Source organism: Domibacillus sp. (assembly GCF_031181085.1).
GTDB lineage: Bacteria > Bacillota > Bacilli > Bacillales > Domibacillaceae > Domibacillus.
Window position 1 is genome coordinate 464,418 of sequence record NZ_JAPSLE010000001.1, and the last position, 26,719, is coordinate 491,136.

A 26,719-nucleotide genomic window follows, 5' to 3' on the forward strand; every position below is an offset into this window, starting at 1 on the left:
CCTTTTTAAAGATGACGGGAGTATAGACAAGCTATACTGCCTTGATTTTTAAAAAAATTTTGCTCATAAGGTCAGACATCCTACTGGATTATAAGCGTTTTAAAAAGGAGAGTGAGAAAGATGGATTATGTAATCGAAATGCTTGGCATTCGAAAAGAATTTAACGGATTCGTGGCGAACGATAATATTACGTTGCAGCTCGCCAAAGGAGAAATTCATGCTCTTCTCGGTGAAAATGGAGCGGGAAAATCGACTTTAATGAATGTGCTTTTCGGTCTTTATCAGCCAGAAGCAGGACGCATTCAGGTAAATGGACAGGACGTTCACATTACTGATCCGAATAAAGCGAACCATTTAGGCATTGGCATGGTGCATCAGCATTTTATGCTGGTGGACACGTTCACTGTAACGGAAAATATTGTGCTGGGCAATGAGCCGAAAAAATTCGGAACGGTAAATATGAAAAAAGCCGAACAAAAGGTGCGGGAATTGTCAGAGCAGTATGGCCTTTCGGTTGATCCGACAGCGAAAATTGCGGATATTTCAGTGGGTATGCAGCAACGTGTCGAAATCTTAAAAACACTATACCGTGGTGCGGAGATTTTAATTTTTGATGAACCAACCGCCGTCTTGACACCGCAGGAAATCAAAGAATTGATTGGAATTATGCGTGCGCTCATTAAAGAAGGAAAATCAATTATTCTCATTACGCACAAATTAAAAGAAATTATGGAAGTATGTGACCGGGTAACGGTCATTCGAAAAGGAAAAGGAATTGGCACGGTAGACGTATCGGAAACAAATCCGAATCATTTAGCGAGCTTAATGGTGGGCCGCGATGTCACCTTTACGACCGAGAAGACGGAAGCCGCTCCAGCTCATGATGTGCTCGAGGTACGTGGACTTTCGGTAAACGATTCGCGCGGTGTCCCAGCGGTGCGCAATTTAAACCTCGATGTGCGGGCCGGTGAAATTGTCGGTATTTGCGGTGTAGACGGCAATGGCCAGACAGAATTGATCGAAGCCATTACTGGACTTCGAAAAGCAGCTGAGGGCTCTATTCAGCTGAATGGCAAAGATATTACAGGCTTTAAGCCGCGGAAGGTGACCGAAGCCGGTGTCGGGCATATCCCGCAGGATCGGCACAAGCATGGCTTAGTGCTTGACTACCCGATTGGTACGAACATCGTCCTTCAAACGTATTATCAAAAGCCATATTCAAAAGCGGGCATTATGAATTATAAAGAAGTGTATAAAAAAGCAGCTACGCTGATCAAGGAATTTGACGTACGGACTCCGTCTGAGACAACGCTGGCACGGGCTCTTTCGGGCGGGAACCAGCAAAAAGCCATTATCGGCCGGGAAGTGGATCGCAACCCCGACCTGTTAATTGCCGCCCAGCCGACACGCGGACTTGACGTCGGAGCAATTGAATTTATTCACCGACGTCTTATCGAACAGCGTGACAGTGGAAAAGCGGTTTTGCTTCTTTCGTTTGAGCTTGATGAAATTATGAATGTATCAGACCGGATCGCGGTTATTTATGAAGGGCAGATTGTCGCCAACGTGGATCCGAAAACAACAACAGAACAGGAACTCGGCCTCCTAATGGCCGGATCAAAGAAGGGGGCGGATGAGCGTGTCTAAAAATTGGACTGTACTGGCAGTTCCGGTTATTTCCGTTCTGCTTGGCCTGCTTGCGGGGGCCATTATTATGCTGGTCAGTGGAAATGATCCAGCAGCGGGGTATGCCGCCTTATGGAACGGAGCATTCGGTGATTCGTTTTATACAGGTGAAACATTGCGCCAAATGACGCCATATGTATTTGCAGGCCTTGCCGTTGCATTCGCTTTCCGAACAGGTTTATTTAATATCGGGGTAGAAGGACAGCTTCTTGTCGGATGGCTTGCTTCGGTGTGGGTCGGTCTGGCATTTGAGCTTCCGAAATTCATTCATCTGCCGCTCGCTATTTTGGCGGGAGCGGCTGCAGGAGCAGCCTGGGGCTTTATTCCCGGCTTCCTAAAAGCGCGTCTGCGTGTACATGAAGTTATTGTAACCATTATGATGAACTACACAGCGCTTCACGTAACAAACTATTTTATCCGTGACGTAATCAGCGATGGAGCGGATGCAACAGATCCTGTGCATGAAACAGCCAGCCTTCAATCGGAGTTTCTGCAAAGTATAACAGATTTTTCATCACTTCATAACGGAATTTATTTAGCAGTTGTGGCTGCCATTGTGATGTGGTTTATGCTGGAAAAAACAACGCTTGGCTATGAGCTGCGTGCAGTTGGTTACAACCAGCACGCCTCTGAATATGCCGGTATGAGTGTAAACCGAAACATTATTTTGTCCATGGTCATTTCAGGCGCATTTGCCGGTATTGGCGGCTCCATGCAGGGGCTTGGTACATTTGGCAATATGTTTATTAATTCCGGATTTTCCGGTATCGGTTTTGACGGTATCGCCGTTGCACTTTTGGGAGGAAATACAGCGATCGGCGTTGTGCTGGCGGCTCTTTTGTTCGGTGCATTAAAAGTAGGTTCATTGAATATGCCAATCGAATCAGGCGTGCCGAATGAGCTCGTTGAAATTGTCATTGCGCTGATTATTTTCTTTGTAGCATCAAGCTATATGATTACTTGGCTTCTAGGCCGCTTTAAAAAGAAGGAGGCGAAATAAATGGATGCGTTAACGATCATTGCGTTAATCGTTTCTTCGTCCTTGTTCGCAGCTACACCGCTTATTTTCACAGCACTTGGCGGCGTATTTTCGGAAAAATCCGGCGTTGTAAACATCGGCCTGGAGGGACTGATGATTATCGGCGCATTTACAGCGATTGTTTTTAACTTAACATTTGCTGATACACTTGGCAGTACAACACCCTGGGTTGCGCTTCTGGCGGCCATGCTAGCCGGAGGATTGCTGTCACTGCTTCACGGTTTGGCGTCTATTACGTTCCGTGCCGATCAAGTTGTCAGCGGGGTCGCCATTAACTTCCTCGCGCTCGGCCTGTCCCTGTTTCTTGTGAAACTGCTGTATGACAAAGGACAGACAGACATGATCAAAATGAATTTTATTAAAAAAGATATTCCTTTTTTAAGTGATATTCCGGTCATTGGTGATATTTTCTTTAGCGATATTGCAAGACCAACTATATTAGCTTTTGCAATCGCCATTATTTCCTGGTTTGTGCTGTATAAAACACCGTTTGGCCTGCGTCTCCGCTCTGTTGGGGAGCATCCAATGGCGGCTGACACAATGGGCGTGAATGTAGCCAAAACACGTTATATCGCCGTGTTTATTTCAGGACTTCTTGGCGGTCTTGGCGGCGCGGTGTATGCCCAGTCTATTTCACTGGATTTCAGCCACGCTACCATTACCGGCCAGGGCTTTATGGCACTTGCAGCCATGATCTTCGGAAAGTGGCATCCGCTTGGCGCGATGGGAGCGGCTATTTTCTTTGGCTTTGCTCAAAGCCTCAGTATTGTCAGCTCGAACATTCCGTTTTTGCAGGATGTTCCGGATGTCTACCTGCTGATTGCTCCATATGTGCTGACCATTTTAGCGTTGGCCGGCTTTATCGGACGTGCTGATGCACCGAAAGCATCGGGTACACCCTATGTTAAAGGCAGCAGATAAAAAAGAGTTCCGCTATATGCGGGATTCTTTTTTTTTGCTTTAGGTCATAGCCTTTTGTTTACCTTTTACATCATTCTTTAAAACAGAAGGAGAAAAGGTGATTAAAAACGCCTGCTTTTTCTCATACTGTTTTTAAAGTTCGTACATGTTGACAGGTATATCCTGCCCAAATTCTTCATTATATATAAGGTTTTTGTTTCCTTTAAGACATTATATTTCCTATAGGAAGATAGTGAAGATATACTAGTAAAAGGTATTCAGCAACTGGATTCAGAGGAGGAATTCGATGGAAACGACACGTGAACAGACATTTGCTAAACCAGGATATAATATTCACACGATTGAGACGGAAAAATTTAAAACCAATACGATTATTATTAAAATGAGGGCGCCTCTCCAAAAAGAGACCGTGACGATGCGTGCACTTTTGCCGCATGTTTTGCAGTCCGGCACCGAAAATGCGCCGTCAGCAGCTGCTTTTCGTACAGAGCTGGATGAACTATACGGTGCATTGTTTTTTTCAGATTCCACAAAAAAAGGAAACGAGCACGTGCTTACCTTTACAATGGAAGCAGCCAATGAAAAGTACCTGCACGGCGAGAATGGTTTGTTCGACCGGGCGCTTACACTTTTGGCCGACGTGCTGTTTCGTCCCCATTTAAAAGAAGGGGTTTTCCCTGACAAAGTCGTTCAGCAGGAAAAACGGAGTCTGGAGCAGCGGATCCGGTCCATTTATGATGATAAAACCCGTTATGCTTCACTTAAGCTTGTGGAAGAAATGTACGGAGATGATCCGTATGCATTGCCAGCCGGCGGCTTATTGGAAAAAGCGGGTTCGATTGATGCAGCATCACTGTATACGTATTACCAAAAAGCGCTGGCAGAAGATATCATTGATATTTTCGTGATTGGTGATGTAAAAGCAGAAGAAGTCGCTGCCAAAATCGAGTCGCATCTTCCGTTCCAAAACCGGACTGCAACACCTGTCCAAACAGAGCCGGGCACGGTCGCTCAGGAAGTACGCGAAATTCATGAAAAGCAGGATATCAATCAAGGCAAGCTGAACATCGGCTGCCGTACAACCATTACGTATGGAGATCCGCAATTTGTCGCCATGCAGGTCGCAAATGGTGTATTTGGTGCTTTTTCCCACTCGAAATTGTTTATGAATGTCCGTGAAAAAGAAAGTCTTGCGTATTACGCGGCAAGCCGCCTCGACAGCCATAAAGGCTTTGTGGCGATGCTTGCGGGTATTGATCAAAAAAATTATGAAAAAACAGTCCGCATCATGAAAGAACAGCTGGAAGAAATGAAAAACGGCCATATTTCCGATCTGGAAATGAATCAAACAAAGGCACTCTTGAAAAACCAGTTGCAGGAATCAGCCGATACAGCACGCGGGTTGGTAGAAGTGCTTTACCATAACCTCGCATCGGGGACAAAGCGCCCAATCAATCAATGGCTGAAAGAGATTGATGCTGTGACAAAAGAACAGGCAGCAGCGGCCGCCCAAACCATTACGATTGATACGGTGTACTTTCTGTCAGGCAAGGAGGAAGAGTGATGGAGAAAACAGTTTTTGACCAAATGAATGAAACGGTTTATCATGAACAGCTCGACAATGGGCTTAATGTGTATATCCTTCCGAAAAAAGGGTTTAATAAAACGTACGTAACCTTTACGACAAACTACGGATCGATCGATAATGACTTTATCCCAAATGGAGAAACAGAATTTATTCATGTGCCAGACGGCATTGCCCATTTTCTTGAGCACAAAATGTTTGAAAAAGCAGACGGTGATGTATTTCAAAAATTCAGCAGCCAGGGGGCATCAGCGAATGCCTTTACTTCTTTTACGCGGACGGCTTATTTGTTTTCAGCCACATCGAACATAAAAGAAAACACAGAAACATTGATTGATTTTGTTCAAGATCCTTATTTTACGGAACAAACGGTCGAGAAAGAAAAAGGCATCATCGGCCAGGAAATCCGGATGTATGATGATAATCCTGACTGGCGCGTATATTTTGGCTTAATTGAAAATTTATATAAAGACCATCCTGTAAAAATTGATATTGCCGGCACGGTCGAATCCATTGCCGATATTACCAAAGACCACCTTTACACGTGCTACAATACCTTTTACCATCCAGTCAACATGTCGCTGTTTATTGTTGGACCAGTGGATGCCGATGAAATGATGGCTTTCGTGAAAGAAAACCAATCGAAAAAGTCTTTTCCGGAGCCCGTTCCAGTTGAGCGGCGGTTCCCTGAAGAGGCTGAAAAAGCAGGTCTTGAGCATAAAGAGATCCGCATGAGTGTGAATACGCCAAAATGCGAAGTAGGCTTTAAAATGCCGGCCTCAGACCGCACAGGCAAGGATAAGCTGCGGGAAGAACTGGCGGCAAGCCTTTTGCTTGAAATGCTGTTTGGCAGAACAGCCGAGTTTTATGAAAAAGCGTACGAATCTGGCTTGATTGACGACACGTTCGGCTTTGACTACACAGCAGAACGAGGGTTCAGCTTCGCGCTTGTCGGCGGGGATTCCAATGATCCGAATACGCTGGCTGAGCGCATTCAAACACAGCTGTTAGAAGCAAAAGAAGGCGGTCATTTAACGGAGGAAGCGTTTGAACGTGCCCGCAAAAAGAAAATCGGCGCTACACTCCGCGCGTTTAACTCGCCTGAGTACATTGCCAACCAATTTACGCGGTATCAGTTCAATGAACTGAATTTATTTGATACAGTACCGGTATTAGAAGAGATGACTCTCCAGGATGTGACTGCTTTTGCAAAAGAAATGATTCAAGCTGAACGTTTTTCTTCCTGCTTTGTATTGCCAAAAGAGACGGCATAAATGAAAAAAACAGTGTTAATTACCGGGGCATCAGGCGGCATTGGCCGGGCGATTGCCTTGAAAATGGCCGCTTCAGGCTGGGATACCATACTTCACTATAGCCGCAACGAAGAATCGGTGCGCGGGGCGGCACAGACCATTCAAAAAATGGGCAGAGAAGCTTTGACCGTTCAAGCGGATTTAACAAACCGGCAGGATGTTCAGCGCCTGGCAGAAGCATCTCAATCAGCCGAAGCGCTGATTTTTGCCGCTGGCATGAGCCAGTACGGCCTGCTCCAGGATGTCTCAGATGAAGAAATGGAACGGCTGTGGCTTGTTCATGTAAAAGCGCCGATGATTTTATCGAGAGAGCTGCTGCCGGCTTTGCTTCGGAAAGCGCCGGCTTCCATCACGTTTATTTCGTCGGTCTGGGGTGAAACGGGTGCTTCGTGTGAATCCGTTTATTCGGCTGTGAAAGGCGCCCAGATTGCTTTTGCCAAAGCGTTGTCGAAAGAGCTTGGACCGTCCCGAATTCGTGTAAATACGATTGCACCCGGTGCAGTGGATACACCGATGAACAGCGAATTTTCCCAGGAGGAAAAAGAGGAGATCACTTCGGGTATCCCGCTTGGCCGTTTTGCTCTTCCTGATGAAATTGCTTCGGCGGCTTCTTTTTTAGCTTCCAGCGAAGCCGGTTACATTACCGGCCACACACTGTCGGTAAATGGTGGATGGTACGCATAAATTCATGCCCCGGGTACACACTAAAGAGGATTCTTACTTGAAAAGGAGGATGCTCAACATGTCTGTACTCGACAATTGGCAGGATTGGAAACGATTTTTAGGAAACCGAATGGACAATGCCCTGCACCGTGGTATGCCGGATGAAGCAATTGACAAGCTGGCGTATGAGATCGGCGATTATTTGTACGCAAATGTAGATCCAAAAAACGAGCAGGAGCGTGTTTTAGCCGATTTATGGTCTGTTGCCGATGAATCTGAGCAAAAAGCAATCGCATCATGCATGATGAAACTCGTTCAAAAATAATAAAAATGTGCTGCCCTTTCCAGCTGTTTAAAGCTGGAAAGGGTTTTCTTTTTACTTGTGCTTTTAAAAATACATAATATCCTTTATTATAGTAAAAGGGTCCATGGCTGCACTATACAAGCCATGCTGGAGGAATATGATGGTAAAAAAAGAATATTACCTTGAATACAAAATTAAAAAAAACCGTCCCGGCCTGCTCGGGGATATTTCTTCTCTACTGGGCATGCTGTCGATTAATATTGTCACGATTAACGGTGTGGATGATCAAAACCGCGGTTTATTAATGCGTGCGGAAAGTGAAGACCAAATCAAGCGTCTTGAATCTATTTTGCGTACAATGGACACAATTGAGATTGTGAAACTGAGAGAGCCGAAGCTGCGGGATCGAATGGCGGTGCGCCACGGCCGTTATATTGAACGCGATGCGGATGATCGGAAAACTTTTCGCTTTGTACGAAGTGAGCTTGGACTTCTGGTTGATTTTATGGCAGAATTGTACAAAATGGATGGCCATCGATTAATTGGTATTCGTGGCATGCCAAGAGTGGGAAAAACGGAATCTATCGTCGCGGCTAGTGTATGCGCGAACAAAAAATGGCTGTTCATGTCGTCCACCATGATTAAACAGACCGTTCGTGAACAACTGCTTCGTGATGAATACAGCCCAAAGAATATCTTTATTCTTGATGGAGTGATCTCAGCCAAACGTGCTGGTGAAAAGCATTGGCAGCTTATTCGGGAAGTGATGCAGCTTCCGGCTGTAAAAGTGGTAGAGCACCCGGATGTATTTGCAGAAAACAGTCACTATTCAATCGACGATTTTGACTATATTATCGAGCTGCGCAATGAACCGGATGAAGAGATTACATATGAAGCAGTCGAAAAAAATAACCTATTTCAGGACTCGGAGTTCGGTGGGTTTAACTTTTAATATTGGAAGGTGTTATGGGTGACAGAATTAGGGAGAAGATTGAAGGAAGCGCGCGAAGCAAAAGGAATGTCACTTTCAGATGTTCAGGAAACCACTAAAATTCAAAAACGGTATCTTGAAGGTATTGAAGAAGGCACATACGACATTATGCCGGGCAAATTTTATGTCCGGGCATTTATTAAGCAATATGCGGAAGCGGTCGGTTTAAATGCAGAACAGCTATTTGAAGAATTTAAAAGCGAGGTGCCGTCCTCTAACGAAGATGAAGTGCCGCTTCGTCCAACGGGCGCCGCTTTGTCTGAGCAGAAAACACGCGTTGATGCATCAAAGCCCGTTCGTGAATCTTCTAAATGGCTTGATTATCTGCCGAAGCTTTTAGTAGGGGCGTTTATCATTGGCGCAATTGCACTCGTTTATGTGCTTATTCCAAAAAGCGGTTCAGAAAGTGATCCAGCTGTAGAGGAAGAGGTACAGGTAGAAGAGCCGCAAACGGAGAAGCCGGCTGTGGAAGAAACACCGGCAACTGAAGAAAAACCAGCTGAGGAAGAAAAAGCAGAACCGGCTAAACCAGCGGCACCGGCTCAAACACTTTCAGCCGTATCTACAAGCGGACGCCAGACGGTTTATGAGCTTTTCGGAGCGGACAAGCTAGAAATTGCTGTTGCTTCCAAAGGAGAAACATGGATTGAAATTACGGACGGAAGCGGCAAAAGCTATTTCAGCGGCATGCTTGCAAAAGGACAAACGCAAACACATAATATGACCGGTCAAAAAGAAGCGAAGATTAAAGTCGGCTTTGCCCCGGATACCGTTATTACGGTGAATGGCCAGGCACTTGCATACAAACTGCCGGCAGACAGCCAGGTGCTGCAGGATATTATCATTCGCCCGAAAGCACAATAACGATCGTTTCTGGAGGGAACAGTTTTGAATTTACCTAATAAAATTACCATTTCACGTATTTTAATGATTCCATTCTTTATCTTAATTATGTCGGTTGATTTTGGATGGGGAACAATACGGGCTTTGGGAACGAATATGCCGGTCGAGCATTTTGTCGGAGCGCTTCTTTTCATCATTGCTTCAACAACAGATTGGATTGACGGCTACATTGCAAGAAAGTACAACCTGGTAACAAATTTCGGCAAGTTTCTCGATCCATTGGCAGACAAACTGCTTGTATCAGCAGCGCTTATTATGCTTGTGGAACTGCAGCTCGCACCCGCATGGATTGTCATCGCCATTATTTGCCGTGAATTCGCGGTAACAGGGCTTCGCCTTATTCTGGCGGAAACGGGCGAAGTGGTGGCAGCGAATATGCTTGGGAAAATTAAAACGTGGACGCAGATCGTTGCCATTGCCGTTTTGCTGCTGCATAATGCGCCGTTTGAAAGTATAGGCTTTCCATTTGGCGATATTATGCTTTGGGTCGCCCTGTTCTTCACGCTTTGGTCCGGCTGGGATTACTTTAAGTTAAATAAAGATGTTTTTAAAGACTCGAAATGAGCAAAGAGGCACCCTGGATTCTCCACGGTGCCTTTCGCTTACTAAAAAGGAGTGTATACATAAGATGAATGCAGAAATTATCGCAGTAGGATCCGAATTATTGCTTGGCCAGATCACCAATACCAATGCCCGCTTCCTGTCTCAGCATCTGGCGGAAATCGGCGTAAACGTTTATTATCATACGGTCGTCGGCGACAATGAGCAGCGCCTGGTGGACGCCGTTCAGCTCGCGCAAAAACGGGCGGATTTAATCGTGTTTTCAGGCGGCCTCGGTCCGACAAAAGACGACTTAACAAAAGAAACCATTGCCCGTTTAATTGGGAAGACGCTCGAATACAACGAAGAAGCGCTTGAGAGTATCGAGGCGTACTTCCAAAAAACCGGCCGTACTATGACGGAAAACAATAAAAAACAAGCGCTCGTGATCGAAGGCAGCACCGTGCTGCCAAACGATAACGGCATGGCTCCGGGGATGTTTGCAAAAACAGGCGACACATATTATATGCTTCTTCCTGGTCCGCCGCGTGAAATGCAGCCGATGTTTACGAACTACGGCCGCGCTGAAATTTTGAAGACAATGGAAAAAATAGAGCGCATTGAGTCGCGCGTACTGCGGTTTTTCGGCATTGGCGAATCAGCTCTTGAAACGGAAATTGATGATATTTTAGTCAAGCAGAACAATCCGACGATTGCTCCGCTCGCAGGAGACGGAGAAGTTATTTTGCGGATTACAGCTAAGCATGAATCGTTAGCAGAAGCAGAACGTTTGATTCAACAGGCAGAAGACGACATTTTAAAGCGAGTAGGTGCTTTTTTCTATGGCTATGGAGAAACAACGATCGCGTCTGAACTGGCGGCGAAATTGAAAGAAAAGCAAGTGACGGTTGCTGCTGCAGAAAGCTTAACCGGCGGCTTGTTTTCGGGTGAACTTACAGCGATCCCTGGTACAAGCGCTGTTGTGAAAGGCGGTATCGTTTGTTACACAAACGAAGTAAAACATAAGGTGCTGGGGGTAAAAAGTGAAACGTTAGCGGCTCATGGGGCAGTCAGCGCAGAATGTGCAAAAGAATTGGCTGAAAATGTTCGTGAGCTGTGCGGCGCAGACATCGGCATTTCTTTCACAGGAGCAGCGGGTCCGGACCCCTTAGAAGGGCACGAGCCGGGCACTGTCTTCCTGGCGATTGCGCGTGCAGGACAGCAGACCATTGTTCATCCGCTGAAAATGGCTGGAAGCCGGGCTGGAATCCGCAAGCGTACAGTCAAATATGGCTGCCACTATTTGCTTGCTTTGCTTGATGAAGCCGAGCAGGGCTGAAAAGGGCGTTTTTCGAAGAAACGGGCGTCGTGATTCACGGCTGGCAGAAGGCCGGAAAGCCGACTTGGCACGGCAGTTTTACAGACAAAAAATTTCTTCATAAATGCAGGTCCGCCGGTAGTTCCGGCGGGCTTTTTTAATAGGTTTCGTGGTATAATAAGAAAGCAGTAAACCGGTTGAAGCAAGTAAAAATCTTCAACTGATCTTCTTTTTCTTCATAGCTTTTTACTCAATTCTATCTCTTCATTCCACAAGCATATTCCAATTTTAGGAAGGGTGAAAAAATCGAATAAATGTTCGTTTTTTGCTTGTAATTCACCGCCAATTAAGGTATAGTTAAAGCAGGTTAAAACAACAACCGGCATAACAGCTGTTCCCATATAGATACACATTTTAGAGGAGGAATTTTATAGTGAACGATCGTCAGGCTGCCTTAGATATGGCACTTAAACAAATTGAAAAACAATTCGGTAAAGGCTCGGTTATGAAGCTTGGTGAGCAGGCGGAGCGCCGTGTGTCCACTACACCGAGTGGATCGCTTGCACTTGACTCCGCCCTTGGAGTAGGCGGCTATCCTCGCGGGCGTGTTGTCGAAATCTATGGACCGGAAAGCTCTGGTAAAACAACGGTTGCTCTTCACGCGATTGCAGAAGTACAGGCAAAAGGCGGACAAGCTGCTTTTATCGATGCTGAGCATGCGCTTGATCCGGTTTATGCACAGAAACTTGGCGTAAACATCGATGAGCTTCTTCTATCACAGCCGGATACAGGTGAGCAGGCACTTGAAATTGCAGAAGCTCTTGTACGCAGCGGCGCGATTGATATTATCGTAGTTGACTCGGTAGCTGCACTTGTACCAAAAGCGGAAATTGAAGGCGAAATGGGTGCGTCGCACGTCGGCTTGCAGGCACGTTTGATGTCGCAGGCGCTTCGTAAATTATCAGGTGCGATCAATAAATCAAACACGATCGCAATCTTTATCAACCAGATCCGTGAAAAAGTAGGAATTATGTTCGGAAACCCGGAAACAACTCCAGGCGGACGTGCGCTTAAATTCTACAGCTCTATTCGTCTTGAAGTAAGACGTGCAGAAGCGTTGAAACAAGGGAACGACATTGTCGGAAACAAAACAAAAATCAAAGTCGTGAAAAACAAAGTGGCGCCGCCGTTCCGTGTAGCCGAAGTAGATATTATGTACGGAGAAGGCATCTCGCGCGAAGGGGAAATCATCGACCTGGGTTCTGAAGAAGATATTGTGGAAAAAAGCGGCGCCTGGTATTCATACAATGGTGAACGTCTTGGACAGGGCCGTGAAAATGCGAAACAGTTCTTGAAAGAAAATCCAGATGTACGTCACGAGATTATGATGAAAATCCGTGAGCGTTATGGATTGGACAATGTTCAGGATCTTCCGCCGGCCGAAGAAGACAACGGAGCAGATACGTTGTTTGACGAAGAATAAGAGAAAAAGCAGGAGAGCGGGTCAGCCCGTTTTCCTGCTTTTTTGTTAGGCTCTTTCGAAATGAGGGGTTTCATGGAGAAAACCTTGACAATGAAATTTTACACCGATAAAATTAAACTTGTATATTTGACATTTTTTATCTTGAAAATGGAAATGTAGTGCTGTTTGTTTCATAACTTATGCGACAGCAGCCAACATGTGAAGCACATGACAATTATTTATAGCAAGAGGAGGTGAAATGATGGAACCCATTACAATCATCTCCATTTTGCTTGGCCTTATCATTGGTGTCGTTGTTGGCTATTTTGTAAGAAAATCAATTGCCGAATCAAAAATCGCAGGCGCGCGCAGCGTTGCTGACCAGATTGTTGAAGATGCAAAGCGGGAAGCGGAAGCGTCGAAAAAAGAAGCTCTTTTAGAGGCAAAAGATGAAATTCATAAATTGCGCACGGAAACAGAGCATGAACTCCGTGAAAGACGAAATGAATTGCAAAAACAGGAAAACCGCCTCCTTCAAAAAGAAGAAAACCTTGATCGAAAGGATGAATCCCTGAATAAACGGGAAGAAACTCTTGAAAACAAAGAGGCATCGTTAAACACAAGACAACAACATATTGAAGAGATGGACAGCAAAGTGGATGAGATGGTGAAAAAGCAGCAATCCGAGCTTGAGCGAATTTCCGCTCTGACACGTGAAGATGCACGCTCCATCATTTTAGAACGGACGGAACAGGAATTATCCCACGATATTGCAATCATGGTGAAAGAAAATGAACAACGTGCGAAGGAAGAATCCGATAAAAAAGCACGTGAAGTACTATCACTTGCCATCCAGCGCTGTGCAGCTGACCATGTGGCAGAAACGACCGTATCCGTCGTTTCACTGCCAAATGATGAAATGAAAGGGCGCATTATCGGGCGCGAGGGGCGGAATATCCGTACACTTGAAACGCTTACCGGTATCGATTTAATTATCGATGATACGCCTGAAGCGGTCATCCTTTCCGGCTTTGATCCAATTCGCCGTGAAACGGCCCGCATTGCGTTGGAGAAATTGGTGCAGGATGGACGTATTCATCCGGCGCGTATCGAGGAAATGGTCGATAAAGCCCGGCGTGAATTGGATGAGCATATTCGCGAAATTGGCGAACAAACTACATTTGATGTCGGCGTCCATGGATTGCATCCAGATCTCATCAAAATTCTTGGCCGCTTGAAATACCGGACAAGCTATGGGCAAAACGTACTGAAACACTCGATCGAAGTGGCTTATCTTTCCGGCTTACTGGCAGCGGAACTTGGCGAAGATGAAACACTTGCCCGCCGAGCAGGCCTGCTTCATGATATCGGTAAAGCAGTCGATCATGAAGTAGAAGGTAGTCACGTTGAAATCGGTGTAGAGCTTGGTCAAAAGTATAAAGAACATCCTGTTGTCATCAACAGCATTGCTTCTCACCACGGTGACACAGAGCCAACATCTGTTATTGCCGTTCTTGTTGCAGCAGCAGATGCCTTGTCTGCCGCACGACCGGGTGCACGAAGCGAAACACTTGAAAATTACATCCGTCGTTTGGAAAAACTGGAAGAAATTTCAGAATCATACGATGGTGTTGAAAAATCATTTGCTATTCAAGCCGGACGCGAAGTACGTATTATGGTGAAACCGGAGCAAATTGATGATTTGCAGGCTCACCGTCTTGCACGCGATATTCGCAAACGAATTGAAGGGGAGCTCGATTATCCGGGCCATATTAAAGTAACCGTTATTCGTGAAACGAGAGCAGTTGAATACGCAAAATAAGTGAAAGCGGTGTGCGAAAATCACACCGCTTTTCTTTTTTTAACAAGAAGAAAGAAGGAGAAATATGGATTTATTATTTGTTGGGGACGTTGTCGGCTCCCCGGGACGCGATATGGTAAGTGAGTACGTGCCGAAATTAAAGAAAAAGTACCGCCCGGCTATTACCATCATTAACGGTGAAAATGCAGCGGCGGGACGCGGCATCACAGAAAAAATTTATAAAACCTTTATGCAGGATGGTGCCAACGTCGTCACACTCGGCAACCATGCATGGGACAATCGGGATATATTTAATTTTATTGATGGGGCAAAATGGCTCGTCCGTCCGGCGAACTTTCCGGCATCCGTTCCAGGAAAAGGGATTGCTTATGTGCCGGCCGGTGAATTCGAAGTAGCAGTTATTAATTTACAAGGCCGCGTATTTATGAACGATCTGGACTGCCCGTTTCAAAAAGCAGATCAGCTTGTAGAAGAAGCAAGAAAGCGGACGCCGTTTATTTTTGTTGATTTTCATGCGGAAACCACAAGTGAGAAGCAGGCAATGGGCTGGTTTTTAGATGGACGGGTAACCGCTGTTGTCGGCACACACACACATGTACAGACAGCAGATAACCGGGTGCTGCCAGGCGGAACCGCTTATTTAACGGATGTAGGCATGACAGGGCCGTACGACGGGATTTTAGGCATGGAAAGAGAAACGATTATCCAAAAGTTTCAAAACCAGCTCCCGGCCCGATTCGAGGTGCCAAAAGAAGGACGCACCCAATTATCAGCATGTCTCATTCAAACAGACCGGAAAACAGGACGTGCCAAGTCGATAGAGCGTATTTTAATTAACGATGACCACCCTTTTCACGATTATTGATTCATAGCCCTTCTTCCTTTGAATATATATGAAAGACGAATGGAGGCTTTAGAAGGGGGATTAGGGAATGGATGTGTTAAAAGTATCATCAAAATCAAACCCGAATTCGGTCGCAGGTGCGCTGGCCGGAACCATGAGGGAAAAAGGCAGTGCAGAAATACAAGCCGTCGGAGCAGGCGCCTTGAACCAGGCGGTTAAAGCAGTCGCTATTGCGAGAGGATTTGTCGCACCCGGCGGCATCGATCTTATTTGTATCCCCGCTTTTACAAGTATTGTAATCGCGGGAGAAGCGCGAACGGCAATGAAATTAATTGTCCAATCCCGATAAGCATTCCAGCCATTTGGCTGGAATGCTTTTTTAAGTGGGGCCCTTTGAGACACCATAAAACACACAAAAAGACATTTTTTACGGATGAAGCATTCGTATAGTGATTTAAGTTTAAAAGTGATACACTAGAAGAAGCAGAAAAATGATGGGGTCATATTTAAAGGAGTGTTAGAAACAATGGCAGAGCAGCTTTCTTGGAAAGTGGGAGGACAGCAAGGGGAAGGAATTGAAAGTACAGGTGAAATTTTCTCAATGGCGTTAAACCGCCTTGGATACTACCTGTACGGATACCGCCACTTTTCATCCCGTATTAAAGGCGGACATACAAACAATAAAATTCGTGTCAGCACGAAAAAAGTAAGCTCGGTCGCAGATGACCTTGATATATTGGTGGCTTTTGACCAGGAAACGATTGATGTGAATTACCGCGAGCTTCATGCAAACGGGATTATTATTGCGGATACGAAATTTAAACCGGTCAAGCCGGATGACACAGAAGCTGGTTTTTATGCGGTTCCATTCACCGAAATCGCAACGGAGCTTGGCACCTCACTGATGAAAAATATGGTGGCTGTTGGTGCTACATGTGCCGTTATTAACCTCGACGTTTCTGTGTTTCTCGGAGTCGTAGAAGAGATTTTTGGCCGCAAAGGTGAAACGGTCGTTCAAAAAAATATGGAAGCTATACAGCAGGGCTATGCGTACATGAAAGAACAGCTTGACGGTGGGACAAGCGCTCTTCAGCTTCCTCCGGCAGATGGACAGAAGCGGATGTTTATGATCGGTAACGATGCGATAGCGCTTGGTGCGCTTGCAGCAGGTGTACGCTTAATGGCAGCTTATCCGATTACACCCGCCTCGGAAATTATGGAGTATTTAATTAAAAAATTACCGAAAGTCGGCGGCACTGTTATTCAAACGGAAGACGAAATTGCAGCTGCGACGATGGCAATCGGCGCTAACTACGGCGGTATCCGATCCTTTACGGCATCAGCCGGGCCGGGACTGTCTCTTATGATGGAAGCCATTGGCTTATCCGGCATGACGGAAACGCCGCTTGTCGTCGTTGATACACAGCGCGGCGGTCCGTCAACAGGACTTCCAACAAAGCAGGAGCAGTCTGATTTAATGGCAATGATTTACGGAACACACGGTGAAATTCCAAAAGTGGTAATCGCGCCGGGAACGGCAGAAGAAGGATTTTACGATACAGTAGAAGCGTTCAACATTGCTGAGGAGTATCAGGTGCCTGTAATTGTCCTGTCTGACCTGCAGCTTTCACTTGGCAAACACACGGTGGAGCCGCTGGATTATAGCCGGGTGAACATTCGCCGCGGCAAACTGGTAAAAGAGGGCATTGCACCGCGCGAAGATAAATCTTATTTTAAACGGTATGAAGTCACACAAGACGGTGTATCTCCACGGGTGATTCCGGGCGTTGTTGGCGGGATTCACCACGTAACCGGGGTTGAGCATGATGAAACAGGCAAGCCGTCCGAGTCGCCGGCTAACCGGAACGCACAAATGGACAAGCGTATGAGGAAACTCGAAAACCTTCCACATGTGTTCCCGAACCCTGTTTATAAAAATGCCAAGCATGCGGAAGCAGACCTTTTATTGATTGGTTTTAATTCTACCGGCGGTGCGATTGAAGAGGCGATGGAGCGTCTTGAAGCGGACGGCATCAAAGTAAACCATGCGCGCATCCGATTGATCCACCCGTTCCCGACAGAAGAAATTCTGCCGCTTATTGAGTCGGCAAAACAGGTCGCTGTTGTAGAAAACAACGCGACAGGCCAGCTGGCAAGTATCATTAAAATGAACGCCGGCTACCCCCATAAAATTAAAAGCATCTTGAAATATGACGGTAATCCATTCCAGCCGCATCATATTGTTGAGAGCAGCAAGGAGCTGATTTAATCATGGCAACAGCAACAACTGCAACATTTAAAGATTTCCGTAATAGTGTGAAGCCTAACTGGTGCCCCGGCTGTGGTGATTTCTCCGTGCAGGCGGCTATTCAGCGCGCGGCAGCCAATGTGGGGTTAACGCCCGAAAAACTAGCGGTTATTTCCGGGATCGGCTGCTCCGGCCGAATTTCCGGTTACATTAATTCATACGGACTTCATGGCATTCACGGCCGGGCGCTTCCGATTGCGCAAGGCGTGAAAATGGCCAATAAAGATTTGACAGTTATCGCATCCGGCGGTGACGGCGATGGATTTGCGATCGGAATGGGGCATACCATTCATGCGATGCGCCGCAACATCGATTTAACGTATATCGTTATGGACAACCAAATTTACGGATTAACAAAAGGCCAGACTTCTCCGCGTTCAGCGGCCGGCTTTAAAACAAAATCAACACCGCTTGGTGCGATTGAGCAGACATTGTCACCGATGCAACTGGCTGTTACAACAGGCGCTACGTTTGTGGCACAAAGCTTTTCAACGGATTTAAAAGATTTAACAGCGATCATTGAAGCGGGTATTAACCATAAAGGTTTTTCTATTATTAACGTGTTCAGCCCGTGTGTAACGTATAATAAAGTGAACACGTATGACTGGTTTAAAGAAAACTTAACAAAGCTTTCGACAATTGAAGGCTACGATCCGTCTGACCGCCAGGCTGCGATGAATACATTGATGCAGCACGACGACCTGGTAACAGGTATCATTTATCAGGATACAGAGCGTCCTTCTTACCAGGATCTCGTTGAAGGCTACGCGGGAACGCCGCTCACTGAAGCGGACCTGGACCTTGGAGAAGAAACATTTAAGAAGCTTGTTGAAGAATTTATGTAAGATCTATGGCGCAGAGAAGAAATCTCTGTGCTTTTTCTGTGCCTTGCTTGAGTGCGGTCTTTGAACGGTATATACTTAAGGAATGTGCACGATAGTTTGAAAGATCGGAAAGGGGATTCACCATGAACGAAGAACAACGAAAAAATAGCGAGCAGGCTCGTCCATCGGACAAAAAATCCGTTAAGGACTACAGCCAGTATTTCCAATCTGTTTACACGCCGCCTTCTTTAAAAGACGCTAAAAAGCGCGGAAAAGAAGAAGTAGCGTATCATAATGATTTTAAAATCGACGAGCGTTTTCAAGGGATGGGCAATGGCAAAAACTTTTATATCCGCACATACGGATGTCAAATGAATGCCCATGACACGGAAGTCATGGCGGGTATTTTTATGGCACTCGGCTACAATGCGGTGGAAACACCGGAAGAAGCAGATGTTATTTTACTGAATACATGTGCCATCCGTGAAAACGCAGAAAACAAAGTGTTTGGTGAGATCGGGTTCCTGAAACATTTAAAGCGGGATAACCCGAACCTGCTTCTCGGCGTATGCGGCTGTATGTCCCAGGAAGAATCCGTAGTAAGCAAAATTTTAAAATCGTATCATCATGTGGATATGATTTTCGGTACACACAACATTCACCGTCTGCCGGAAATCCTAAACGAAGCCTATATGTCCAAGGAAATGGTTATAGAAGTATGGTCTAAAGAAGGAGACGTAATCGAAAACCTTCCAAAAGTACGCCAGGGCAATGTAAAAGCCTGGGTAAACATTATGTACGGCTGTGACAAGTTCTGCACGTACTGTATCGTACCATATACACGCGGAAAAGAGCGGAGCCGCCGTCCGGAAGAAATTATCCAGGAGGTACGCCAGCTTGCGGCGCAGGGCTACCAGGAAGTGATGCTGCTTGGCCAAAACGTAAACGCCTATGGAAAAGACTTTGCCGATATGGAATACCGCCTGGGAGACTTGATGGATGAAATCCGTCAGATCGGCATTCCGCGTGTGCGCTTTACAACAAGCCATCCGCGTGATTTTGACGACCATTTAATCGAGGTGCTCGCTAAAGGCGGCAACTTGATGGACCATATCCATCTGCCGGTGCAAAGCGGTTCAACCGATATACTCAAAATCATGGCCCGTAAATACACACGCGAGCAGTTTTTAGAGCTTGTGCGTAAAATCAAAGCAGCGATGCCGGATGTAGCACTGACAACCGATATTATTGTCGGCTATCCGAATGAAACAGAAGAACAATTCGAAGAAACAATGTCGCTTTATCGTGAAGTCGGCTTTGAAATGGCGTATACGTACTTGTATTCACCGCGTGAAGGCACGCCGGCTGCAAAAATGGTTGATAATGTGCCGATGGACGTGAAAAAAGCGCGTTTGCAGCGGTTAAATGCACTTGTGAACGAACTGTCTAATGAGTCCATGAAGCAGTATAAAGGCCAAATCGTTGAAGTACTTATTGAAGGAGAAAGCAAGAAAAATCCGGATGTTCTTGCTGGCTACACATCTAAGAACAAGCTTGTAAACGTAAAAGCACCAAAATCGGCCATTGGAAAAATTATTCCGGTGCGTATTACGGAAACAAAATCATGGTCAATGGACGGGGAAGCGGTAGAAATCGAAAATATGGCCGAGGTGAACTAAAATGGAGAAAGCCATTTACACAAAAGACGAGATTATTGCCAAAGCAACAGAACTCGCCAATATGATTTCGGCTACAGAAGAAGTGGCGTTTTTTAAACAGGCAGAAGCCAAAATCCACGAAAACCAGAAGCTCCGTGAAAAAATGGCGGGTTTAAAAAGCCTGCAAAAGCAAGCTGTTAATTTCCAGCACTATAAAAAAACAGAAGCGCTGAAAACAACAGAAGAAAAAATCGCTAAAATTGAGCAGGAACTTGATGAAATGCCGATCGTGCAGCAATTCAAGCAGTCGCAGACAGACGTAAACGCCATTTTACAAATGGTTGCGACAGCCATCTCTAATAAAGTGACCGACAATATTATTACGGAAACAGGCGGCGACCTGCTTCGTGGTGAAACAGGTGCCCAGGTAAGAAACCGCCCGCCAGGGAGCTGCTCGTAAAAAACAATCCTGCCTTTTAGGCGGGATTTTTTTCAATCTTGGGCACCCGTCTCACTTTCTCTGCATACAATAGGAAGACCACATCAGAGGAGGGACAACAGATTGAGCCAATTCCGCGAGATCATCACAAAGTCCGTCGTTGCCAAAGGCCGGAAGTATACGCAGTCGCACCATGCTGTTCTGCCGCCGAATAAGCCGTCCGGCATTTTAGGATGCTGGATTATCAACCATGAGTACAAAGCGAAAAAAGCCGGCAATAAAGTAGAAGTATTTGGCACGTACGAAATCAATGTCTGGTATTCTTATCACAACCACACGAAAACGGCTGTTGTCACGGATAAAGTTGAATACAAAGACGTGTTGAAATTAACGTACCGGGATGATGAGTACGACGGAGATGACCATGTTTGGGTAAAAGTGCTGCAACAGCCAAATTGCCAGGAAGCCGTCATTTCTGACTGTGGTACGAAAATCAATGTGCAGGCGGAACGCGAATTGCTTGTAGAAGTCACAGGTGAGACAAAAGTCTGCGTGGCGTTTCATGACTACGAAGACGAATGGGATTGCGAGCGGGAAACAGCAGAAGAACACCATGACCACTAAATGAGCTGGCGGGGAACGAACCGTTTTCCCGCTTTTTTTTTCGTGTGCTATACTATCAGAAGAAGAAAGACAGAGAGGGATGCGACATGGCACAATATACTCCAATGATTCAGCAATATTTGCGTGTAAAGGCAGACTACCAAGATGCCTTTTTATTTTTTCGCCTCGGCGATTTTTACGAAATGTTTTTTGAGGATGCGTTAAATGCAAGTCAGATACTAGAAATCACTTTAACATCGCGGGACGGCGGCAGCGCTGACCGGATTCCGATGTGCGGCGTGCCCTATCATTCTGCCAAAGGGTACATAGAGCGGCTGGTCGCAGCAGGCCATAAAGTAGCCATCTGTGAGCAACGGGAAGATCCGAAGCAGGCAAAAGGCGTGATCAAACGGGAAGTTGTACAGGTCATTACGCCGGGGACCATGATGGAAGGGTCCGGCATTCAAGAAAAAGAAAATCATTACCTGGCTGTGTTCGAGCGTTCCGGCAATGACTATGCGATAGCGGCAGCGGATGTGACAACCGGCGAGTGTAAAACAGCTCTTTTTCCTTCGTTTGATGCGGCTCTTCATGAGCTGGCAGCTTACGGGGTAAAGGAAGTGATTACGGACGGTACGCTGGATGAGCCGGAAGCAAAGCAAATGCACGGCCGGCTTGGCGCGGTTCTTTCGGTAGAGGAAGCGGTAGAAGAAGAGGCATTCAGCCCTCTTTTGAGCCAGCTGACGCACGGACTGCTCCGCCAGGCCTCGGCCCGCTTGTATCATTACCTGCACCGGACACAAAAGCGCAGCCTGGATCACCTCCAGCCCGCGGAGCCGTATGAAATTCGCAATTATATGAATATCGATTACTTTTCAAAACGAAATCTAGAGCTGACAGAAACGATCCGTTCAAAAGGGAAAAAAGGCTCGCTTCTCTGGCTGCTCGATGAAACAAAAACCGCCATGGGCGGGCGTTTACTAAAGCAGTGGATTGACCGTCCGCTGCTCGATGAAAAAGAAATCGGACGCCGCCTGGAGGTTGTAGATACGTTTATCAAGGCTTTTTTTGAGCGGGAAGAGCTGCGTGAACAGCTGAAAGAAGTGTATGATTTAGAGCGGCTTGCCGGCCGGGTCGCTTTTGGCAGTGTAAATGCGCGTGATTTGGTTCAGTTGAAAAAATCACTTGGACAAATTCCTTTGCTTGTTCACGTATTAAAACAAATGAATGGAGCCGAGCTGGATAAGCTGGCTGATTCATTGGATCCGTGCGAGGAGCTTTTGGACGAGCTGGAGCAGGCACTTGTGGAAGAGCCTCCTGTCTCGGTAAAAGAAGGCGGCATGATCCGGGACGGGTTCCATGCTCAGCTCGATGAATACCGGGATGCTTCCCGCAACGGCAAGCAGTGGATCGCGGAACTCGAGCAGCAGGAACGTGCGAAAACAGGCATTAAATCGCTCAAAATCGGCTACAACCGCATTTTTGGCTACTATATTGAAGTAACGAAAGCCAATCTTGGCTTGCTTGAAGAAGGCCAGTATGAGCGCAAGCAGACGCTCGCCAATTGCGAACGCTTTGTCACGCCGGAACTGAAAGAAAAAGAAGCGCTTATTTTAGAAGCAAACGAAAAAATGGTGGAGCTTGAGTATGACCTGTTTTGCGAGCTACGCGAGCACGTGAAGAGTTTTATTCCGCGCCTGCAGCTCCTTGCCCGCATGGTGAGTGAAGTGGATGTGCTGCAATGCTTTGCGGCGGTAAGTGAGTCGCGCCGGTTTGTCCGCCCGGTGTTTTCAAAGGAAGGACGGATGTGGATTAAAGAAGGCCGCCATCCGGTTGTAGAAAAAGTAATGGACGCGCAAGGATTTGTGCCGAATGACTGCCATATGAAAGAAGGCCGGAACGTACTGCTGATTACCGGACCGAATATGTCCGGGAAAAGTACGTATATGCGCCAGACAGCGCTGATTGCCATTTTGGCGCAAATCGGCTGTTATGTACCGGCAGATGAAGCGGTGCTGCCGATTTTTGACCAGATATTCACCCGGATCGGTGCAGCGGACGATTTGGTGTCCGGACAAAGTACATTTATGGTTGAAATGCTTGAAGCGAAGCATGCGATCGTCAGCGCGACAAACCGTTCGCTCATTTTATTTGATGAAATTGGCCGCGGTACATCCACGTATGATGGGATGGCGCTTGCACAGGCGATGATTGAATATATTCATACAACAATTGGTGCGAAAACACTGTTTTCTACTCATTACCATGAGTTAACAGTGCTAGACCAATCTCTCGAGCATATGCAAAATGTTCACGTCACTGCAGCGGAACAGGCCGGAAAAGTCGTCTTTTTACACAAAGTGAAAGACGGCGCGGCCGATAAAAGCTACGGCATTCATGTAGCGGAGCTGGCCGGCCTGCCTGAAGCGGTGATTTCGCGGGCGTCAACACTTTTGCACTCTTTAGAAAATCGTGAGGAGCACGATGCGCCGGCTGCGGCTCACCAGGAAGGACAGCTTTCTTTCTTTGAGGAAGCGCCTGTTCCAGCTCCGGTTGAGAAGGAGCCAAAGCAATCCAAGGAAGATCCGTCTATTGTCGCCAAGCTGCTCAGCTATGACATTATGGAAATGACGCCGATGGAAGCAATGAATATATTATATGCTCTGCAAAAAGAAGCAAAAAAATGAGGTGAACATAAATGGGGATTATCCGCCAGCTTGACGAGTCATTATCCAATAAAATTGCGGCCGGTGAAGTGGTGGAGCGCCCGGCCTCAGTTGTGAAAGAACTAACCGAAAATGCGCTTGATGCCGGAAGCACGGTTGTTGAAATTGATGTGGAAGAAGCCGGTCTTGGGCTGATCCGAATTACCGACAACGGGTCCGGGATAGAGCCGGATGATGTAGAGCGGGCTTTTTACCGGCACGCTACAAGCAAAATAAAAGATGAAAATGACCTGTTCCGCATCCGCACACTCGGCTTTCGGGGCGAAGCGCTGCCGAGTATCGCCTCGGTATCTGATATAACGATGGCTACGTCTACAGGGAACGGCGCCGGTACGGAGATTGTTTTGTCCGGCGGCGCCATCCGGTCCAAGCGGCCGGGGCCTGCCCGTAAAGGAACGGAAATTATAGTTTCGAACCTGTTTTTTAATACGCCGGCCCGGCTGAAATACATGAAGAGCGTTCACACCGAGCTCGGCAATATTACCGACGGAGTCAACCGGATGGCTTTAAGCCGCCCGGATGTGTCGTTCCGTCTCCGCCATAATGGCCGTGAGCTATTAAAAACAAACGGAAACGGCGATGCAAGACAGGTACTTGCCGCTATTTACGGAACGTCTATTGCCAAGCAAATGATTCCGGTCGAAGCGCAGTCGCTCGATTTTCGGCTGTCCGGCTTCGTGTCGCTTCCGGAAGTGACACGTGCGTCGCGAAATTATATGTCGATGATTGTTAACGGACGGTTTATTAAAAACTTTAAGATCTCTAACGCTATTTTAGAAGGCTATCACACGTTTCTGCCGGTTGGACGCTATCCGATCGTGCTGTTAAATATTGAAATGGACCCATTGCTTGTTGATGTAAACGTGCACCCAGCGAAGCTGGAAGTGCGCTTTAGTAAAGAAGCGGAGCTTTGCGCACTGATTGCCTCCTCCATTAAAGAAGCGCTGCAAAAGGAAACGCTGATTCCAGATGCACTGCCTGTACTGAAAAAGCGTAAAGACTTTACAGAGCAGCCGGCCTTTCAATTTGATGCGCCGCCTCCTCCGCACAAACCGGCCATGCCGCCGGCGTCGGAAGTGGAAAAGCTGTACAAGCCTGAGTATTACGAGGAGACGGTAAAAGAAGTGCCGCCGCACACCGCGTTTTATCCAGCCGATCACGAAACGCCTGCCGAACCGGATCCGGTAAAAGAACTAAAGCAGGTAAAAGAGGAAGCACCAATTGTGCTTGCCGAACCGGCAGAGTCGAAAGAGCGCATGCCGATGCTGTATCCTATCGGCCAGATGCATGGCACGTATATTTTTGCCCAAAACGAAAACGGCTTGTATATGATCGACCAGCATGCCGCTCAAGAGCGGATTAAATATGAATACTTCCGGGAAAAAGTCGGACAAACGGAACCGGAGCTTCAAGAACTGCTTATTCCGCTCACGTTTGATTTTTCAGCGGACGAGTTTATGAAAATCGAAGAAAACCGGTCCGCACTTGAAGACGTCGGTGTATTTTTAGAGCCATTCGGCGACCGGTCGTACGTTGTCCGTGCGCATCCAGTCTGGTTTCCGAAAAATGAAGAGCGCGATGTGATCGAAGAAATGATTGAAGAAGTACTGGCGATGAAAAAACCGGATGTGAAAAAAATTCGCGAAGAAGCAGCGATTTTAATGAGCTGCAAAGGATCAATCAAAGCGAACCGCCATCTGCGGAATGATGAAATTGAGCAGCTGCTGGCCGATCTGCGACGCAGCGAAGACCCTTTTACGTGTCCGCATGGCCGGCCCATCACCATTCATCTGTCCAACTATGATATTGAAAAAATGTTCAAACGAATTATGTAAAGAGGTGGCACGATGTCTTTTAATGGACAAGTAATTCTGCCGGCAATCCGGTCAATGAAAGACTTTGAGAAAATGCTCTCCATGAAGTATGAATACGGTGTGTTTTTAGATCTGCACATCGGGCAGGTAAAAAGTGTGCTTGATCTTGCCCAGCAAAATGAGAAAAAGATGTTTGTTCACCTTGATTTAATAAACGGGCTTGCCGGTGATGATCATGGTGTGGAATTTATTGCCCGATACGCCAAGCCATACGGCATTATTTCTACAAAAGGAAGCGCCCTCGTCAAAGCAAGGCAAAAAGGGCTCGTGGCCACGCAACGGGCCTTTATTCTAGATTCGAATGCGGTCAACAGAAGCGTTCGGCTTGCACAAAAAGCGGAGCCGGACTTTATTGAAGTGCTGCCGGGTGTAGCGCCAAAGATTATCCAGCTGATCCGCCGTGAAACCGGAAAGCCGGTTTTTGCGGGCGGGCTGATCGAAACAAAAGAGGAAGTAGAAGCCGCTCTTTCGGCAGGTGCGTCTGCTGTAACCACATCAGATGTCGCCCTGTGGAAAGAATTTGCCGGGAGCTAAAAAGAAGCGCAGTCAATAAGGCTGCGCTTCAGACCGTAGACAAATAATATGGATGACCGTGCACATGAATGGGATGGACCGGCGTCCAGGCAGCTCCGCTTTCCATGGGGCAGGCGCTGAGCCCGACTTCGCCTAGCGCCTCCACCGGTCTCAGCTGACCGCTAGTCCCATAGGAGTCTGCGCCGCCCTTCCGCCGCCAAGTGGCTTGCAACAAGATGGTATAGAGCTCATAAGGTCATATCTTTCTATTTAAAAAAGAAGAAATGTCTATTCGGTCCTTTGATCTTCAACACCACTTATCGGCTCTCTTTTAAAAGCGAAAGACTTTGTCTACACATTGAAGCGCAGCCAAATAAGGCTGC

General features: G+C 46.7%; 24 protein-coding genes. 23 read left to right on the forward strand and 1 reads right to left on the reverse strand.

What is annotated here, in order from left to right; all coding sequences use genetic code 11:
* Positions 1-120 precede the first annotated feature (120 nt).
* The 11 genes from RIN81_RS02515 (at position 121) to RIN81_RS02565 (ending at position 11,284) form a co-directional block, all read left to right on the forward strand.
* Positions 121-1,647 carry an ABC transporter ATP-binding protein gene (locus tag RIN81_RS02515; RefSeq protein ID WP_309087127.1) on the forward strand — a complete coding sequence of 509 codons (1,527 nt, stop codon included), beginning with the start codon at positions 121-123 and terminating at the stop codon, positions 1,645-1,647.
* A complete protein-coding gene (locus tag RIN81_RS02520) occupies positions 1,640-2,686 on the forward strand; it encodes an ABC transporter permease (protein WP_251270193.1) in 1,047 nt (348 codons plus the stop codon). Before RIN81_RS02515 ends, RIN81_RS02520 begins: the two co-directional genes overlap by 8 nt.
* On the forward strand, positions 2,687-3,646 hold the full coding sequence (locus RIN81_RS02525) for an ABC transporter permease (RefSeq protein ID WP_309087129.1): 960 nt from the start codon (positions 2,687-2,689) through the stop codon (positions 3,644-3,646). It abuts the gene before it with no gap.
* A gap of 286 nt (positions 3,647-3,932) precedes the next feature.
* On the forward strand, positions 3,933-5,210 hold the full coding sequence (gene yfmF, locus RIN81_RS02530) for an EF-P 5-aminopentanol modification-associated protein YfmF (RefSeq protein ID WP_309087130.1): 1,278 nt from the start codon (positions 3,933-3,935) through the stop codon (positions 5,208-5,210).
* Positions 5,210-6,505 (forward strand): EF-P 5-aminopentanol modification-associated protein YfmH, encoded by a 1,296-nt coding sequence (yfmH, locus tag RIN81_RS02535; protein WP_251270190.1) that lies wholly within the window; start codon positions 5,210-5,212, stop codon positions 6,503-6,505. Before yfmF ends, yfmH begins: the two co-directional genes overlap by 1 nt.
* A complete protein-coding gene (ymfI, locus tag RIN81_RS02540) occupies positions 6,506-7,228 on the forward strand; it encodes an elongation factor P 5-aminopentanone reductase (protein WP_309087131.1) in 723 nt (240 codons plus the stop codon). It begins immediately after the preceding gene.
* 58 nt (positions 7,229-7,286) lie between these two features.
* On the forward strand, positions 7,287-7,532 hold the full coding sequence (locus RIN81_RS02545) for a DUF3243 domain-containing protein (RefSeq protein WP_309087132.1): 246 nt from the start codon (positions 7,287-7,289) through the stop codon (positions 7,530-7,532).
* A gap of 139 nt (positions 7,533-7,671) precedes the next feature.
* Complete coding sequence (locus tag RIN81_RS02550; RefSeq protein ID WP_242234486.1) at positions 7,672-8,463, forward strand: DUF3388 domain-containing protein; 792 nt, start codon at positions 7,672-7,674, stop codon at positions 8,461-8,463.
* 18 nt (positions 8,464-8,481) lie between these two features.
* Positions 8,482-9,366, forward strand: coding sequence for a helix-turn-helix domain-containing protein (locus RIN81_RS02555; protein WP_309087133.1), 885 nt, complete (start codon positions 8,482-8,484; stop codon positions 9,364-9,366).
* Positions 9,367-9,390: 24 nt separating this feature from the next.
* The gene (gene pgsA, locus RIN81_RS02560; protein WP_309087134.1) at positions 9,391-9,969 is read left to right on the forward strand and encodes a CDP-diacylglycerol--glycerol-3-phosphate 3-phosphatidyltransferase; all 579 of its coding nucleotides are present in this window, start codon (positions 9,391-9,393) and stop codon (positions 9,967-9,969) included.
* A gap of 64 nt (positions 9,970-10,033) precedes the next feature.
* The gene (locus RIN81_RS02565; RefSeq protein ID WP_309087135.1) at positions 10,034-11,284 is read left to right on the forward strand and encodes a competence/damage-inducible protein A; all 1,251 of its coding nucleotides are present in this window, start codon (positions 10,034-10,036) and stop codon (positions 11,282-11,284) included.
* Between the two features lie 215 nt (positions 11,285-11,499).
* Here the strand turns inward: RIN81_RS02565 and RIN81_RS02570 are convergent, their stop codons facing one another.
* A complete protein-coding gene (locus RIN81_RS02570) occupies positions 11,500-11,664 on the reverse strand; it encodes a hypothetical protein (protein WP_242234490.1) in 165 nt (54 codons plus the stop codon).
* A 32-nt stretch (positions 11,665-11,696) separates the two neighbouring features.
* Here RIN81_RS02570 and recA point away from each other — a divergent pair, with 32 nt between their 5' ends.
* The 12 genes from recA to RIN81_RS02630 all read left to right on the forward strand — a co-directional run bounded on the left by recA (position 11,697) and on the right by RIN81_RS02630 (position 26,357).
* Positions 11,697-12,746 carry a recombinase RecA gene (gene recA / locus RIN81_RS02575; protein WP_309087136.1) on the forward strand — a complete coding sequence of 350 codons (1,050 nt, stop codon included), beginning with the start codon at positions 11,697-11,699 and terminating at the stop codon, positions 12,744-12,746.
* A gap of 241 nt (positions 12,747-12,987) precedes the next feature.
* Positions 12,988-14,547: a ribonuclease Y gene (rny, locus tag RIN81_RS02580; RefSeq protein ID WP_251270185.1), complete on the forward strand. Its 1,560-nt coding sequence runs from the start codon at positions 12,988-12,990 to the stop codon at positions 14,545-14,547.
* Between the two features lie 64 nt (positions 14,548-14,611).
* Positions 14,612-15,412 (forward strand): TIGR00282 family metallophosphoesterase, encoded by an 801-nt coding sequence (locus RIN81_RS02585; protein WP_309087137.1) that lies wholly within the window; start codon positions 14,612-14,614, stop codon positions 15,410-15,412.
* Positions 15,413-15,479: 67 nt separating this feature from the next.
* Entirely contained in the window at positions 15,480-15,740 is a 261-nt protein-coding gene (locus RIN81_RS02590) for a stage V sporulation protein S (protein WP_050181379.1), read from the forward strand.
* 177 nt (positions 15,741-15,917) lie between these two features.
* Positions 15,918-17,660: a 2-oxoacid:acceptor oxidoreductase subunit alpha gene (locus RIN81_RS02595; RefSeq protein WP_309087138.1), complete on the forward strand. Its 1,743-nt coding sequence runs from the start codon at positions 15,918-15,920 to the stop codon at positions 17,658-17,660.
* 2 nt (positions 17,661-17,662) lie between these two features.
* Entirely contained in the window at positions 17,663-18,544 is an 882-nt protein-coding gene (locus RIN81_RS02600) for a 2-oxoacid:ferredoxin oxidoreductase subunit beta (RefSeq protein ID WP_309087139.1), read from the forward strand.
* A 122-nt stretch (positions 18,545-18,666) separates the two neighbouring features.
* Positions 18,667-20,202: a tRNA (N6-isopentenyl adenosine(37)-C2)-methylthiotransferase MiaB gene (gene miaB / locus RIN81_RS02605; protein WP_309087140.1), complete on the forward strand. Its 1,536-nt coding sequence runs from the start codon at positions 18,667-18,669 to the stop codon at positions 20,200-20,202.
* A 1-nt stretch (position 20,203) separates the two neighbouring features.
* A complete protein-coding gene (locus RIN81_RS02610) occupies positions 20,204-20,641 on the forward strand; it encodes a YlbF/YmcA family competence regulator (protein WP_309087141.1) in 438 nt (145 codons plus the stop codon).
* 102 nt (positions 20,642-20,743) lie between these two features.
* Positions 20,744-21,244: an outer spore coat protein CotE gene (gene cotE, locus RIN81_RS02615; RefSeq protein ID WP_242234497.1), complete on the forward strand. Its 501-nt coding sequence runs from the start codon at positions 20,744-20,746 to the stop codon at positions 21,242-21,244.
* Positions 21,245-21,330: 86 nt separating this feature from the next.
* On the forward strand, positions 21,331-23,910 hold the full coding sequence (gene mutS, locus RIN81_RS02620; protein WP_309087142.1) for a DNA mismatch repair protein MutS: 2,580 nt from the start codon (positions 21,331-21,333) through the stop codon (positions 23,908-23,910).
* 11 nt (positions 23,911-23,921) lie between these two features.
* A complete protein-coding gene (gene mutL, locus RIN81_RS02625) occupies positions 23,922-25,784 on the forward strand; it encodes a DNA mismatch repair endonuclease MutL (protein WP_309087143.1) in 1,863 nt (620 codons plus the stop codon).
* A 12-nt stretch (positions 25,785-25,796) separates the two neighbouring features.
* Positions 25,797-26,357 (forward strand): glycerol-3-phosphate responsive antiterminator, encoded by a 561-nt coding sequence (locus RIN81_RS02630; protein ID WP_309087144.1) that lies wholly within the window; start codon positions 25,797-25,799, stop codon positions 26,355-26,357.
* Positions 26,358-26,719: the final 362 nt, after the last annotated feature.